We start from the raw sequence: 15,168 nt of genomic DNA on the forward strand, positions 1-15,168 counted from the left end.
CGTTATTGTTGAATAAAAAGAGGACAGCAAGATGGAGATGAGAAAAGCGAGCTTTTGTCGTCTCCGTGAAGTGGTCCTTCAATGTTATGGGTGTATCCTGTTGTTGGCCTGGAGAGTGTTAAAAAAATAAGCGTATCGACTGAGAAGAGAAAGGATGGAGCCCATAATGAGCGATGATTTGTTATGGAAAGTTCCCGAGGGTGAGCACGTTAAATTAAAGGAGTATGATCCGGATTATGTGCATCCTTCATTCAAGCATGATGAGGCGGATGAGGTGCTGGCACAACTGGGTCGTGAGATGGATGAACTGCAGGAACTGCTGGCGGCGGCCCAGCACCATAGCCTGCTGATGGTCTTACAGGGTATGGATACCAGTGGGAAGGATGGCACGATCCGCCATGTCTTTTCGAACATGAACCCGCAGGGCTGCCGCGTGACATCATTTAAGGTGCCGACGCCTGAGGAGGCCGCGCACGATTTTCTCTGGCGTATCAACAACGCGGCCCCTCCCAAAGGGGTGATCGGTGTTTTTAATCGTTCGCAGTATGAGGATGTGCTGGTAGTGCGTGTCCACAATCTGGTGCCCGAGGATGTCTGGAAACGGCGCTACAAAGAGATCAACCATTTTGAGAAGCGGCTGGCCGACAACGGGACGATTATCCTCAAGTTCTTTTTGCATATCAGCCGGGATGAGCAGGCAGAGCGCTTGCAGGCTCGTGTCGATGAAAAAGATAAGGCCTGGAAGATTTCGAGCAGCGATTTTGTTGAGCGGCAGTACTGGGATGACTATCAACAGGCGTATGAGGATGCTTTGAGTCAGTGTAGTACCGACGAGGCGCCGTGGTATATCGTTCCGGCCAACCATAAATGGTACCGCAACCTGGCGATCGCACAGACGCTGGTCGATACCATGCGTAAGTATAAGGATGAGTGGAAAGCTGACCTTGAGGAGCGCGGCCGCAAAGAGCTGGAAGCGCTGCAGCAGCTCCGTGATAGCGGCAAGTTTAATGGACTATAGTCTGAACCGGCCAGCCGGTTGGGGGCGCACCTCTGTGAGCTTACGGGGCTGACAGCTTGCGCGTCAGCCGGCCGCGAGCTCTTGCGGGCGGTGGATAGTAGGTGGTGGGCGCGGTAGTGATCATGTCGCCGACGCGCAGCTGCACCTGCAGGTAGCGCATGCCCGCCTTATGGTAGTGGGCGAACAGCATCAGGCTATGATGGGCGATGATATCAGCTTGATCGGTATGCCGGTCCAGCAGGAGCTGACCGCCGATTGTCTCTTCGGGCATGGTAAAGGCCATCTCTTCCCCATCCTCGCCAGAGACCAGCTTGCGTGTATGACGCCGGATCTGATTGGGCCAGAGGACTAACGCGATGGATTGCCCCTTTAGACGCTGCTCCAGCAGGCGCTCGCTCAGATACGCGGCCAGTTTATTGAGGGCGCTACAGGTTTCGTCCGCATCGGCCTGGTGGTGGAAGCGTACGCGGGCATTCTGGCTCAGCGGCGGCGCGTCTGGGACCACCAGGCTATCGTCATCCCCTATGGCTACGCGATAGAGCCATCCTCCCAGTGGACCCAGGCGGCGGACCAGCCCTTCCTCGGTGAGGGCCGCGACCTGCGCGAATGACGTGATGCCAAAGTCGCGCAGATGGGCGACCATATCAGCTACGGCCACCGGGTCTACCTGCCCGTTTTTCGCTTCGCCGTTGTGCTGCTGACCCGGTTCGTTGAGCTCTGGTAAGGCTGTAGCCAGTCCGCTACCGGCGGCTCGCATACGCGTAAGCAGAGAGAGCGGCAGCGTCTGCACGAATGAAGCCTCGCGTCCATGTGGGATATAGAGGACGCCCTGTCGACCATCTTTGCGGCTCATCAAGGCCGCCAGTTCGGCCGTGGATTTACCATTGGCAACGCCGATCAGGGCGCTCAGCCCCATTTCAGCGATCTCCGCGCACAGACGTTCCGCCAGCATCACAGGACTGGTAAAGGGGATCTCACAGCCACGTAGATCGATGAAGGCATCGGAGACAGGCAGCGTTTCAATGATGCGCGAGTAGGCGCGATAGCGGTCCTTGAGCTGCTGCAGGACCGGCTGATATTGGTCATACGAAGCGGGCAAGAAGCGGGTACGGGGAGCCAGGCGATGGGCGCGGCGTAGCGGCATGCCCGGCACAAGCCCCTGGCGCGCGGCCGCCGGTGACACGTCGATGACGCGTCCCGGTTCATTGGGGCGCCCGGTTCCGGTGCCGACGATGAAGCTCTGACCGCGTAGCGAGGGGTCCAGGAGCTCTTCCATCGTGCAATAGAAGTGGTCGATGCGTACATGCATAACACCCTGACGGAGTCGGGCACGTTCCGCTGCGCGGGCCGCCTCGTCGACTTCGTTGGTCGCATGGTACGGTGGCTGCTCGTCCGTCATAGGTTCAGAGCTCTGTGTCGCCTGTCGTGATGATGATCGCTGAAATTGTTGCATAGCATTCTTCTATAGTATAATATCTTTGTTGGGCGAACGGCAAAAAATGTGGTAGATCCCCCCTACAATAACCAACGCACGGACGTGTGCGAGTTCGCATATCAATGACTCAAGCTATAGAGCCGTAATTTCTCGCCCATCGATTCTTTCTATTATATACCAAAATTCTGCTTATGCCTATCCAGCCCGACCCGTTCACCGCCCTCTCCCTTTAGCAAAACGAGAAAAGCGGACAGCACGTGCTGTCCGCTTTTCTCGTTTTGCTCGATCTTAAATTGAATGTCTTGAGGCTATCCGCGGCTTGAGCACCTACCGGCTCGCCAACCATTTCTGGATGTTCTGTCCATGCTCCTGGAAGTGCTCAAATGTATTTCCCGCTATGTTGGGCCAGACCGGATTGCCTTTCCACTGTTCAAGTGGCATGTTAAGCTGTTCCTCTGATAGCCGCTCCACGGCCGCCCTGGTCTGCTGATAGGTGGTGGTGAAATCGTTGAGAATATCAGCGGCTGAACGATCCTTGTTCTTCTGGTAATACAGCTCGTTTTCTTCGTCCTCGCTCATGCCGGGCGTAGGATTGGGAAAGGTCGTCTCTTTATTGTAGATCGCGGTCAGGACACCGACCAGGTATTTTTGCCAGACGGTGAGGTGGGCGATGTTATCTTTGACCGACCACTTGCCATTGACGCCGGGTGTGCTTAACTGCTGCTCGCTCAATGGGGCCAGCAAGGTTGTGAACTGCTCATAGCCTGTTTGCATACGTTGCAACAGTTCGGTTTTGGATATGTGTTTCGTCATGTGTTCTTATCCTTCTTAAGTTCTTAAGTTCTTAAGTTCTTACAATCTTTTCGCTGTTGTTATATTAATTTATGACCGCGCTGGTTGGTTGGACCCGGATCACTGCGTCGTCGGTGTCAAAGCCGTTCAGGGTGTCGTTATAGAAGGCCACAATCTGTTCTTCACTCAATAGATCGGTATCGAATGTCAGGTGGGCATCGCTGACCAACGTCACGTTGTAGCCAAAGGTGGTGGCGCGGCGGACCGTGGTATCGACGCAGTATTGGGTCTGGCCACCGGCGGCGATCAGGTGTTTAACGCCATATTTTTGCAGCGTCTGCTGTAGCGTCGTCTCATAGAAGGCGTCTGAGGCGCGCTTATTGACCACGGCTTCACCGGGTTGGGGTGCGATCGCCGGATGTATCTGCCAGCGGGCACTACCAGTCTCCAACCCATGGCCTTTAGGACCATCATGTTGAACGTAGATCACTGGAATATTGGAGGATCGAGCATACTCCAGCAGGGTTTGCATATTGCTCAATGCCTCCGTATGGTGCGCCGAATCCGCGTTGATCATGCCAACCTGGATATCGATAATGACCAGTGCTGTATCTTTTTGATCCATACTATCCCTTTCCTGCGGCCACTGCGTTGTTTTTCCTTACCCCTTGAGTTTATCTGCCAAAGAGGATAAAATCCGCCCTAAAAGGATCGTATTTTTGTGCCTTGCCAGAAATTCGATTAATCGCGAGATGGAAAGGAAATTCGCCCGATGTATTTCCCTACAACGCGTGTCCTGACGGTGCTGGAGCTCTTGCAGTCCAGACAGCAGATGAGTGGACAGGAGCTGGCGGAGCGGCTAGAGGTAGATCCCCGCACGGTCAGGCGCTACATTACGATGTTGCAGGACCTGGGCATCCCGGTCGAGGGGGTGAGGGGTCGCTACGGCTCGTATCGCCTGCGACCGGGTTATAAGCTGCCGCCCTTGATGTTCAATGATGATGAGGCGCTGGCCCTGACGCTGGGATTGCTGGTCGGACGCAAGATGGGGCTGACCATGGCGACACCGGCGGCCGAGGGGGCGCTAGCCAAGATTGAGCGCGTACTGCCACAATCCATTCGCGAGCGCGTACAGGCGGTGCAGGAGACGCTGGTGGTGGATGTCACGCCGACCGGTGCTGTGCCGCGCGGCGAGGTGGTGCTGGATCTCAGCGAGGCCGCGCGCCAGCGTCACACGGTGCATATGCACTATCGAGCATACGTGGGACAGGAGACCGAGCGCGACCTGGATCCCTATGGCCTGGTCTATCGCTCCGGCTACTGGTACGTGGCGGGCTACTGCCATCTGCGCGCCGACCTGCGTACCTTTCGCCTGGATCGTATCGTGGCGGTCGAGGTCCTGACGCGGACGTTTAAGCGGCCAGAGGCGTTTGATTGTCTGGCCCTGGTGCGCAAGGCGATCCCTTCGACGCCGTCGACCTGGTTTGTGGATGTCGTGCTCAAAACCACGCTAGAGGAGGCCCAGCGCATCGTGCCACCGGCGCTGGCCGTGCTAGAGCAGATCGAGGATGGCGTAGAGCTGAAATGCTATGTGGATCATCTGGACTGGCTGGCCTGGGTCTTGATCCGCCTGCGCTGTCCATTCGTGGTGCGCCAGCCAGGGGAATTGCGCGATGAGCTGTTCAAACTGGCTCAACAGATCACAGACCTGGCTGAGCGCACCTGAAGAGGGTGATGATCCATCAAAATGCTATGAAATCTCCTTACCTTGCAGCGCATCCATGAGTTCGCGCAAAAAGAGCTCGGCGTCCGTAACCAGTCCGGCGGCCTGGAAGCTACCGCGATCGGCCAGTTTGGTGACGACTGACTGGTTGATGTCTACGACCACTGTACGCACATGAGCGGCCAGCAGGTTGCCAGTGGCGATGGCGTGCAGCATGGAGGCCACCATGATGGTCATCTCGACGCCCTGCACCTCTTCGCGCATGCGCGCCTGGGCCTGCTGCATATCGGAGATCACGCCGGGCATAGGACCGTCGTCGCGTACTGAGCCGGCCAGGACCATAGGGATGTGACGTTTATGGGCCTCGTAGGTGATGCCCTCGCGCAGCAGTCCGGCCTCAATGGCCTTATCGATCGAGCCAATGGCGCGGATCGCGTTGATGGCGCGCAGATGGTTGCGGTGCCCCCCCTCGACCTGCTCGCCGCTCTTCAGATTGACGCCCAGCGAGGTTCCGAACAGGGCCGATTCCACATCATGGGTGATAATAGCATTGCCACCGAAGATGACCTGAACGTAGCCCATGCGGATCAACTCGGCTACGTAGCGTCCGGCGCCGGTGTGGATGACGGCTGGTCCGAGCACAAACAGGATCTTACCATTGCGGGCACGCACCTCGCGCATCTGGCGCGCGATATTATGAATGGCCAGCACCTTGGCCTTTTCGGACGAGACATCGCTCTGCATAAAGGCAAAAGGGTCGCGCTCACGTTCGCGCGCGTAGGGCTGCACGCGAATGCCATCGTGTCCGATTACCACTTCCTCACCGACCTGTACATCGTGCATCGGACGGCAGGTAGCTCGATTGTGCTCGCGATCGACTGCGATTGCCACGTCCATCTCGATATTCTCAACGTTGACCCATTGTCCATTCAAACGAACCTGCGTCGGCAGGTTCGTCGTAGAGTAGAATTTAGCTGGCAGGACCCCTGGCTGCTCGACGCGCGCCGTATGCACGTCTTCGGCATGCAAGAGGACCGCACCAAGCTGCTGGAGCTCTGAAATGATGCGATCCAGTATCTCATCATTTGGTGCCGAGACCTTGAGGCGCACATAGCTGGTATCGTCTTTCGTCGCCCCGACCTGCATCTCCTCCACATCAAAGTTACCACCACGATCCATAATCGTATCCCAGGCACGCGGCAACGTCCATGAGTCGATTATGTGTCCACTCATCTCTATTACTTCATGTACTGTAGGCATTGCTTGCACTCACTTTTCTTTACAACGCTCGCAACGGGAGCCATAGTCTTGCTGCCTAGTGTATGCGGCCCGTGTACGAATGTCAATCGCCGTCCATCGGTTTACAGTAGGGAGGGGAAGCAAACGGGCAATGGGACATTTGCACCATGTATCCTTGCCTGCCGAACACTATATTTATTCTTAGAAGAGCTTTGCATTATAAATTATCAATCAACCCTCGTGAAGCTTTGATATATTGAAAAGGAAAGAAGGCTGGCTATGTCTCTGCGTCTTTCAAAAACGATCTGGATTACGATGAGTACCTGTGCCGTGCTATTGGGTATCTGGGCGGGAGTGGGTTCTGCTCAGGAGCATTGGACCTTTTTCGGCTCCCTGCTTGGATGGATCGCTTTTCCTGCGGGTGTTGTGCCGTTTCTTACACGGAACTTTTCAAACGATTATGACAGGATAGCCTGGATTATCTCTCTGATCTATCCACTGGCCATGCTCGTATATGCTGTTTTTGTGTATTGGACCATGTACGAGGGGGCGAAAAAGCGCCTGGCGTTGCTGTTTGTAGTTATCTCGGCCCTTATCAGTACGCTGGCATCGATCCCCGCCGCTGTGCTCGCGATGCGTTCCGTTCAGGAGATGAAAGGCCCTCTCTGGAAGTTGTTTATCAACTACGCTCCTGCTCTAGCAAGCCATGGTTTTATCCTGATCAATTTATTGATCTCGGTCCTGCTCGGCTGGGCTATCGGATGGGCCATCTTTACCCTGCGGCATAAAAGACGCCGGCATGCGGTCCAACTCGAAGCTTGAAGCCTGAATTCTTTCATATGTCCAGATTTCAAATCTCTCATGTTTATAAACAGGCTTGGACGCATCGACGTTAGATGGTGTTTCCGAGGTAACCACTGACAATAGCCCGGCATTTATTTGCCCTGGCCGACGGGGCAGATGGGCTGATAGATGCAGGCGCGACATTTGGTGGCCTTCTGCTTTTGCAGCGCGGGTGGCATCTCAGCGCTGCTCAGTTCCATCTGCTTGAGGTGGCGCAGGACCTTTTTGCGCAGGGCGGGTGTGTACTCGATGGGGAACTCGCGATCGGTATAGCGCAGGATGCCGTGCGTGGGGGGCTCCTCGGAGTACTCTTCGAGGATGAGGCAGTAGGTGGCGACCTGGAGGGCGTGGTGGCTCTCGGGTGCCATGGAGTTTAGCGCCACCGGTTTGATGTCTACCGGCAGCAGGCGGTTATCGGGCAGCTTGACGATATAGGCTGGCTTGCCATGCAGGGAATGTTCGTCCGAGGTAATCGGCTCACCCAGGCCATCGACATTCTCGTACATCAGCTCACCGAAGGGGAGTCCCAGCGCCTGGTGGTGTTCACGTACCAGTTTTTCACGCTGCACGCGGCGCTCATTGAAGAGGAGCGCGAAGCAGGCTACGGAGAATATGAGGAGCGCGATACCGGCGACAAAGATGACCTCTCCAAACATGGTAGCGGTGAAGAGCTTGAGGAACAGGGTGACCAGCGAGAGTCCAACCAGCACAATGCCGAAGCTTAGCATAACCAGCGCCAGGGAGAGCAGGCGGCGCACCTTGGGATGGCTCCCGACGGCCTCATCATATTCTTCTTCCAACGCCTCGTCGTCCATCTCGGGTAGTTGCCTGGTGGCCTGGTATTCCTGCTCGAAGGCGCCCCGACGCACCAGGATCTGCTCGATGACCTGGTAGTCGGGAACGTGTGGCGCCTGCGAACCATATTCTTGTTCTATCTCGACCATCTGCGCGAAGAGCTCCTCGTTATTGGCATGCACGGCCGGGTCGTACTGCTCATGCCACCAGACGAGGGGGCAATACTCGTATTGGGCGATCTCTGTGGCGTTATAGGCGCGCTTCAGGGGAAGCGTATTGTACTGTTTGGAATTTTGCATTGTGTATTTTTGCTCGGACTCCGTGACGGGCTCGTAACTAGCGAGCCACCTCTGGCTGCGTCTGTTCTGGTGTGCCAGCCAGGCCCAGTGCCTCCGCCCTTTCCGCCATGGCCTGGATGACGAAGGCGATATGTTCATTTAAATCAACGTCGAGCTCTGCGGCCCCCTGCATCAGGTCCTCACGATTGACGCCGGCGGCGAAACCCTTGGACTTCATCTTCTTGCGCACCGATGATACTTCTAATCCATGAATGCTCTTATTGGGCCGTACCAGCGTGGTGGCGGTGATCATGCCGGTAATTTCATCGCAGGCGTAGAGCCCTTTGGAGAGCAGATCCGTGCGTGGATGGGTCGCGGCGTTGACGTCGTTGTGGGCCAGGATCGCGTAGATGATGCGCTCGTCGTAGCCCTCAGATCGCAGCCAGCCGGCCGCCACCCTGGTATGTTCATTCAGGTCCGGATACTCCTCATAATCGCAATCATGGAGTAATCCAGTCATTGCCCAGAGCTCTTCATCCTCGCCATATTTGCGTGCATAGGCGCGCATGGCGGCTTCAACCGACAGCATATGCTTCTGCAAGTTCTCATTTTTTACATGGTTTGTCATTAAGGTGTATGCATCATTACGTGTTGGCATTGTTTCCCTCTTACTACATACAAACGCGGCAAATTTGCCTCTATTATAGCATAGGCTGGTCAGGCCCCGTGAGAGAATCCGCCTTCTCTCCAACATGATAGAGCCGACTTGCCAGGTGCACGAAGTTGCGCAAGAGCGGTGATTGATCATCTTTCGACCAGGCCATTGCCAGTTCAGTGGCCTGTGCCTGTGGATGGAGTGGCCTGTAGCTGAGGCCGTGCTGTCGGAGCAGGCGGGCCGAGGATGGAACGATAGCGATGCCCAGTTCAGCCGCAACCAGACTCGTAATGGTCTGCATCTGGATGGCTTCCTGCACGATCTTGGGACTGAAGCCCGCCTGCCGACAGAGGCTAATGATCTGATCATACAGGCCGGGCCCTTGCTGGCGTGGAAACATGATAAAGTTCTCCTGGGCCAGCGCAAAAACCTCTATACGCTCCAGGGCCGCCAGCGGATGTGTATCGGACAAGGCAACAATCAACGTCTCTTGTGCCAGTATGCGCAGGGACAGTCCTTCACCTGGAATAGGCGGGCGTAGGATGCCGAGCTGGATGCGCCCGTCGTGTAGTGCGCGTACCTGCTGTGCGGTGGTCAGCTCGCGCAATTGCAACTCTACCTCCGGAAATTGCCGGCGAAACTGGCGTATCAGCTCTGGCAACAGTTCGCTGGTGGCCGAGCCCACAAAGCCCAGCATCAGGCGTCCCACTTCTCCCCTGCCCGCCTTACGCGCGGTCTGCATGGCCTGTTCGGCCTGGGCCAGTGTCAGACGTGCTTCGGGCAGGAAAAGCTCACCGGCCTCGGTCAGTTGTACCTGGCGTTTGGTCCGGTAAAAGAGCTGCACACCCAGCTCCTGCTCCAGGCTCTGAATTTGCTGGCTCAGGGGTGGCTGGGCGATGCGCAGCCGTTCGGCTGCTCTTCCAAAATGAAGCTCCTCCGCCACTGCCACAAAATAGTACAGGTGTCGTAGTTCCATGCCTCTCTCATATCTAAAACATATTAATTCAATACTATTAATATATTGGACAGATGAGTGAAATGTCTAGTAGGCTATCGCTAGCAAAAAAGTAGACATGCAGGCAATAGTTCTAAATGAGATATATGCATGAAAGAAGGTTGAAAATGACGGAGCAGAAGCAGCGTGTGATAGTCATTACCGGTGGTGGAAGCGGCATGGGAGAAGCGATGGCTGAGGCGTTTGTGAGAGAAGAAGGGGCCGCCGTGGCGATTCTTGGGCGTAATGGCGAAAGGCTGGGCCAAGTAGCTAAGAGTCTGGGGCCGAATGTGTTTGATTATCAGGTAGATGTTAGCCAGCGGCAGCAGGTGGAGGCAGCGGTAGAGGCTATAGTGGGCAGATATGACCGTATTGATGTCCTGATTAATGCAGCTGGGTTTTCCGGCAATGGTGTGAAGACCGATATGTCGCTGGTTGAGGCGGAGCGGGATTGGGACCATGTGCAGGAGACCAACCTTAAGGGCAGCTTCCTGATGACGATGGCGGTCGCTCCCCATCTGTCCCGTCCGGGTGGCCGCATCATCTTTATCAGCTCGATCGCCGCTTATACCGGTGGCAGCCGGGCGGGTTCGGTTGTTTATGCGGCCACCAAGGCGGGCGTGCATGGCCTGACATATGGTTTCGCGCGCGAACTGAGCGAACAGGGCATCACCGTGAACGCTATCGCGCCCGGTTTTATCGCCGATACCGGCTTCACCGGCGACTGGTCTGATGAGCGTGTGCAGGGGATCGTGTCCCAGGTGCCTGTTGGCAGGGCTGGACAGGTTGACGACGTGAGCGGCGCGGCGCTGTACCTGGCCTCACCACGAGCCTCTTTTGTCACAGGCCAGATCCTCAACGTCAACGGCGGCTGGCGCTTTGGCTCATAGATTGAGCATAATAGCTGGTTCCTTCATCCATAGGAAGGCTTTACCGATCATGCTATGATGGTTAATAGCTCTATTGGCTTCAGGATTGATAGAAGTTCTAGCACGCTTGGATGAAGGAACATTATTATGCTACATATCGATGCAAAACCTATAGATCTGCACCTGACGACCCCTTTTCGTATTTCGCGTGGGGTGCAGCATACAGCATCTAATGTGGTGGTGGAGGTGAAGCATGAGGAGGCGGTTGGCTATGGTGAGGCGGCTCCCAGCAAGTACTACGGCGAGAGCGCCGAGACGGTGATGGCCTGTATCGCCATGTTCGCCGGCAATCTGGGGGATGATCCCTTCCTGATTGAGGAGATCATGCAGCGTCTGGATAAGGTGATTCGACTGAATCCTGCGGCCAAGGCGGCTGTAGATATGGCCGTCTATGATATCGTGGGCAAGATGCTCGGTGTACCCATCTATAAGCTGCTGGGGCTCAATCCGGCGCATACCCCGCGCACCTCCTTTACCATTGGTCTGGATACGCCGGCTGAGATGGCCAGGAAGGCGTTGCTGGCCCAGGATTATCCTATTTTGAAGATCAAGGTTGGCACCAGGCACGACATCGAGATTCTGAAGGCGATTCGTGATGTGACATCGGCCGTAATCCGCGTCGATGCCAACGCGGGTTGGACGCCCAAGGAAGCGATCAAGAATATCAACGCGATCGCTCAATATAACATCGAGTTTGTTGAGCAGCCTGTGCCGGCGCATGACCTGGCTGGCCTGAAGCTGGTGCGCGACAATGTGCCCCTGCCGATTATCGCTGATGAGAGCTGCGTCTCTATCGAGGACCTGCCACGCCTGAGCGAGTGCGTCGATGGGGTGAACTTCAAGCTGATGAAGAATGGTGGCATCGCCAAAGTGCTCAAGATGATCCACGTGGCGCGTGCTCACAATCTGCGCACCATGATCGGCTGCATGATCGAGAGCTCACTGTCGATCACGGCGGCCGCCCACCTGACGCCGCTGGTCGATTACGCCGACCTCGATGGACAGCTGCTGATCAGTGATGATCCCTTTTCCGGCGTGACCGTTGAGCGTGGCAAGCTAATCCTGCCCAATCGTCCCGGCCTCGGCGTGGGTGCGCGCCCCAACAACCACGGCACCTCCGAATCGTCATCGTCGCACTCATAGACGGACATTTGTGTGGAGGGACAAAATCGGCCGCAAGGGCCGAACCTACGGAATCGCATTTCTTGTTACATTGCAAAAATGAACGTTTAAAATGCAAAAATAAACATGAGACGTAGGTTCGGCCCTTGCGGCCGATTTTCCTTTCCCATCCCACAATGTTTCTTTAAATAAAGGTTATCGATGCAATGAATAATAATAAATCCATGCCGGGTGGAGCCCGTGTGCGTCCGCCGCGCCTGCCGCGCAAAGCCGCGGGACGTGACATCATCGGGGGATATGTGCAATCGCACGAGCGCTATACGTCCCTGGCCCTGAACAGCGTCAACCTGGCCGACCAGGCGGCGTCTCACCCGGCTTTTGTGGAGACCTCTTTCCAGCAAGTTGTGCTGATCAATACCGAGTTTGAAGAGATGCAGCTGGATGATGTACGTTTTAGCTCCTGCGATTTCGCCACCGCTGTCTGGTATAAGACGGTCTGGCATCGCGTCGAGCTGGTGGGATGTCGCATGACCGGCTTTATGGCGGGCGAGCCCCATTTTGAGGATGTGTTATTTAAAGACTGCCTGCTCAGCCTGTCGCAGCTACGCTTCGCGACCCTGAAGTCGGTGCGCTTCGAGCATTGTGATCTGAGTGAGGCCGACCTGCTGGAGGCCAACCTGTCGGACGTGAGCTTCGTCGACTGCAACCTGCGCCAGGCCGAGTTGACCGGTACCCAACTGGCGGGTATCGACCTGAGCACATGCAATATCGATGGCGCTCGTCTAGGACCCAAAGAGTTGCGTGGCGCTACCCTCAATCACGCGCAGGCCCTCGCCCTCATCGAAGCTATGGGCATCACCATCACCACCAACATGTAATCGCCCTCATGCAATGTGCATATGCGTGGAGGACAAAATCGGCCCTATGATGTTTAACAAATAAAACCGGCATAAAGCGGGGAGGTGCAGGAGGGGCGGCGAGCCCCTCCTGCCGGGGTTTGGGGTGTCCCCAAAATCTCCTCCTCTCCCCTTCCCCGCCGCAGGCGGGGATACGAAAGGGTATGCTATACCCGGTTAAAAAGTAAAAGACCATGCGGCCGATTTCTCCACCCTATACCACAATGTTGCCTCCGCAAAAGGGTATGTTGCTTTGTGTATATAGGGTTCTTAAGGTCTTAAGTTCTCAAATTTCTTAGGCTGGACGAAATGCCTGCGCTTGGTGTGCACTTTGTACAATGCATTTGCACGTGAGCTAAAAGAATCCTCAATATTTTGCCGATAATTCTAAAAATTATCTCAGTATTTTACGGGTAATTCTAAAGAATAAACCCATGGTTCTGGGTGTTTTTGTATTAATTGCACAAAATCAGAGTCGTGTTTTGTGACATATTGGACCTTTAAAGGCAAGGTCCTTATTTCTTATACTCTTCTTAAGTACAAAATATACAAATGCGATACATCAATGATGATTTATCCAACCCCAACTGGGAGGATGCCGAGCGGCGTTTTCCTATCCTGTGCTCACCGATGAGGATTTGTCGCCTGCAGCTGTTCATGCATATTTATGACTATCTGGGCTGAAAGGAATTATTAACCCTATGACAACACTCTTACGGGCTACATGGACGCGCTTCCGCACGAACCTGCGCGATCCGCTCATTCGGCGCAATGTTGCTTACTATATGGGAGGTAAGCTGTTAGGTCTGACCCTGCTCTTGCTGGCGATGTATTGGTTTATTCCAACCGCTGTACATGCCGCGACGGGTGCCGATACACCAACCCCTCAGATTAATGCAGTGAATACGGTCTGGACCCTGGTGGCTGCTTTCCTGGTATTCGGTATGCAGGTTGGGTTTGTGATGTTGGAGGCGGGTTTCGCTCGCTCTCGTGAGTCAGTTAACATTCTGGTTGAGGGTATTGCCGATACCTGTATCTGTGGTGTTCTATTCTGGGCCTGGGGCTTTGCCTTTATGTTTGAGCCGGGCACACCGTGGATCGGTACGCAGGGCTTCTTCTTAAGTGGCCTGCCGGCTACTTACATGTCGACCGGCATTCCTGTGCTGGCATTCTGGGTGTTCCAGTTCGCCTTCGCCGATACGGCCTCGACGATTACTTCGGGCGCGATGATCGGACGTTGCGGCTTCTGGGGCGATATCGTCTATAGTATCGGTGTAACCGGATTTATTTATCCGATCATCGGTCACTGGGCCTGGGGTCCCGATGGCTGGCTGGCACTGCTCAACTTCAAGGATTTCGCGGGTTCGACCGTGGTGCATAGCATCGGTGGCGCGATCTCGTTGGCCGGCGCTCTGGCTTTGGGACCTCGCCTTGGCCGCATCTTCAAGCGTGATGGCGGCGGCCCACCTCCCGCCCACGATCTGATTATCGGCGCGGTCGGCGGTCTGATCCTCTGGTTTGGCTGGTACGGTTTCAATCCTGGTAGTACATTGTCGGCGCTGGATACGGTTGGTATCGGACGCGTCTCGTTCAATACGACGCTGGCGGCCTGTTCTGGTGGCCTGGTGGCGCTCTTCTTCTCATACTTTCGCTCGAAGAACAAGACCTGGGACCTGGGTCTGACCGTCAACGGCTTCCTGGGCGGTCTGGTGGCCATCACCTGTCCCTGCTACTGGGTTGATCCAGTGGGTGCCTTCTTTATCGGCGCGATCGCGGCCTTCGTAGTTATCTTCGGGCTGGATGTGCTGGAGTATCTGCGCATCGATGATCCGATCGGCGCGGTTCCGGTGCACCTGTTTGCTGGTATCTGGGGTACGCTCTCGCTGGGTCTGTTCGCCACCGGTGCCTTTGGCGCACCCACTCCGACCGGTGCGGACACCAGCGCGGTTATCCGTGGTCTGTTCTACGGTGGTGGCCTCTCTCAATTGGGACTGCAGGCGCTGGGCTCATTCTCGGTCGTAGCTGCCACCCTGGTGGTTTCGCTGATAATGATGTACGCCCTTAAGTCTATCGGTATCCTGCGTGTCTCCAAGGCTGGCGAGCTCGAAGGTCTGGATCTGCACGAGCATGGCGCGGTCGCCTATCCCGAATATGCCCTGATGGGTGTGGTGCCAGCCCTGACTGGCCACGATGGTGCTACAGAGGTTTCGGCCACTCCGGTGCTGGCCGAAGAATAAAAGATTGCTTTCTTCTCCTCTCACTTTCTGCTAGAAGGCGCCAGAAGCTTCAGGGCTTCTGGCGCTTTCTATGTATTCGTGGGGTACGTGGGCGCCCCCGCACGGGCGTCCGCATGCGCGGCCGCATTGGTTTTTTAATTGGTGCAGCCGGGGCGCAGTTGCGCCCCGGCTGCACTAAATGATAGAAGAAGGTGCTAGATCACGAGAGTAGC

14 protein-coding genes are annotated in these 15,168 nt (G+C 55.7%); 7 read left to right on the plus strand and 7 right to left on the minus strand.

Translation table 11 applies throughout. The features are described 5' to 3' along the window. Positions 1–166 precede the first annotated feature (166 nt). Positions 167–1,018 carry a polyphosphate kinase 2 family protein gene (locus KTT_RS14685; protein ID WP_126596685.1) on the plus strand — a complete coding sequence of 284 codons (852 nt, stop codon included), beginning with the start codon at positions 167–169 and terminating at the stop codon, positions 1,016–1,018. Positions 1,019–1,058: 40 nt separating this feature from the next. Here the strand turns inward: KTT_RS14685 and KTT_RS14690 are convergent, their stop codons facing one another. The 3 genes from KTT_RS14690 to KTT_RS14700 all read right to left on the minus strand — a co-directional run bounded on the left by KTT_RS14690 (position 1,059) and on the right by KTT_RS14700 (position 3,870). After that, the gene (locus KTT_RS14690) at positions 1,059–2,471 is read right to left on the minus strand and encodes a DNA polymerase Y family protein (protein WP_126596686.1); all 1,413 of its coding nucleotides are present in this window, start codon (positions 2,469–2,471) and stop codon (positions 1,059–1,061) included. Between the two features lie 309 nt (positions 2,472–2,780). Next, positions 2,781–3,266, minus strand: coding sequence for a ClbS/DfsB family four-helix bundle protein (locus KTT_RS14695; RefSeq protein ID WP_126596687.1), 486 nt, complete (start codon positions 3,264–3,266; stop codon positions 2,781–2,783). Between the two features lie 64 nt (positions 3,267–3,330). Further along, positions 3,331–3,870 carry a cysteine hydrolase family protein gene (locus KTT_RS14700; protein WP_126596688.1) on the minus strand — a complete coding sequence of 180 codons (540 nt, stop codon included), beginning with the start codon at positions 3,868–3,870 and terminating at the stop codon, positions 3,331–3,333. 147 nt (positions 3,871–4,017) lie between these two features. On the opposite strand from KTT_RS14700, the gene KTT_RS14705 reads away from it, so the two are divergent. Beyond that, positions 4,018–4,971: a helix-turn-helix transcriptional regulator gene (locus KTT_RS14705; protein ID WP_126596689.1), complete on the plus strand. Its 954-nt coding sequence runs from the start codon at positions 4,018–4,020 to the stop codon at positions 4,969–4,971. 24 nt (positions 4,972–4,995) lie between these two features. Here the strand turns inward: KTT_RS14705 and KTT_RS14710 are convergent, their stop codons facing one another. After that, on the minus strand, positions 4,996–6,201 hold the full coding sequence (locus KTT_RS14710; protein WP_235845724.1) for an ornithine cyclodeaminase, nickel-pincer nucleotide-dependent: 1,206 nt from the start codon (positions 6,199–6,201) through the stop codon (positions 4,996–4,998). A 285-nt stretch (positions 6,202–6,486) separates the two neighbouring features. Between KTT_RS14710 and KTT_RS14715 the strand changes: the two genes are divergently transcribed. Further along, a complete protein-coding gene (locus tag KTT_RS14715) occupies positions 6,487–7,029 on the plus strand; it encodes a hypothetical protein (protein ID WP_126596691.1) in 543 nt (180 codons plus the stop codon). Positions 7,030–7,142: 113 nt separating this feature from the next. On the opposite strand, the gene KTT_RS14720 is transcribed toward KTT_RS14715, so the two are convergent. The 3 genes from KTT_RS14720 to KTT_RS14730 are packed head-to-tail and all read right to left on the minus strand — an operon-like array spanning position 7,143 to position 9,754. Beyond that, complete coding sequence (locus KTT_RS14720) at positions 7,143–8,144, minus strand: Dna2/Cas4 domain-containing protein (RefSeq protein ID WP_160145876.1); 1,002 nt, start codon at positions 8,142–8,144, stop codon at positions 7,143–7,145. A 37-nt stretch (positions 8,145–8,181) separates the two neighbouring features. After that, positions 8,182–8,781, minus strand: a complete 600-nt coding sequence (locus KTT_RS14725) for an HDIG domain-containing metalloprotein (RefSeq protein ID WP_126596693.1) — start codon at positions 8,779–8,781, stop codon at positions 8,182–8,184. 43 nt (positions 8,782–8,824) lie between these two features. Next, complete coding sequence (locus KTT_RS14730; protein ID WP_126596694.1) at positions 8,825–9,754, minus strand: LysR family transcriptional regulator; 930 nt, start codon at positions 9,752–9,754, stop codon at positions 8,825–8,827. 146 nt (positions 9,755–9,900) lie between these two features. Here KTT_RS14730 and KTT_RS14735 point away from each other — a divergent pair, with 146 nt between their 5' ends. The 4 genes from KTT_RS14735 to KTT_RS14750 all read left to right on the plus strand — a co-directional run bounded on the left by KTT_RS14735 (position 9,901) and on the right by KTT_RS14750 (position 14,956). After that, positions 9,901–10,662 carry an SDR family NAD(P)-dependent oxidoreductase gene (locus KTT_RS14735; protein ID WP_126596695.1) on the plus strand — a complete coding sequence of 254 codons (762 nt, stop codon included), beginning with the start codon at positions 9,901–9,903 and terminating at the stop codon, positions 10,660–10,662. A gap of 126 nt (positions 10,663–10,788) precedes the next feature. Then, the gene (locus KTT_RS14740; RefSeq protein ID WP_126596696.1) at positions 10,789–11,844 is read left to right on the plus strand and encodes a dipeptide epimerase; all 1,056 of its coding nucleotides are present in this window, start codon (positions 10,789–10,791) and stop codon (positions 11,842–11,844) included. A gap of 185 nt (positions 11,845–12,029) precedes the next feature. Next, positions 12,030–12,701: a pentapeptide repeat-containing protein gene (locus KTT_RS14745; protein WP_126596697.1), complete on the plus strand. Its 672-nt coding sequence runs from the start codon at positions 12,030–12,032 to the stop codon at positions 12,699–12,701. 719 nt (positions 12,702–13,420) lie between these two features. Then, complete coding sequence (locus KTT_RS14750; protein WP_126596698.1) at positions 13,421–14,956, plus strand: ammonium transporter; 1,536 nt, start codon at positions 13,421–13,423, stop codon at positions 14,954–14,956. The last annotated feature ends 212 nt before the right edge of the window (positions 14,957–15,168 follow it).

It is taken from the genome of Dictyobacter aurantiacus (assembly GCF_003967515.1).
GTDB classification, from domain to species: domain Bacteria; phylum Chloroflexota; class Ktedonobacteria; order Ktedonobacterales; family Ktedonobacteraceae; genus Dictyobacter; species Dictyobacter aurantiacus.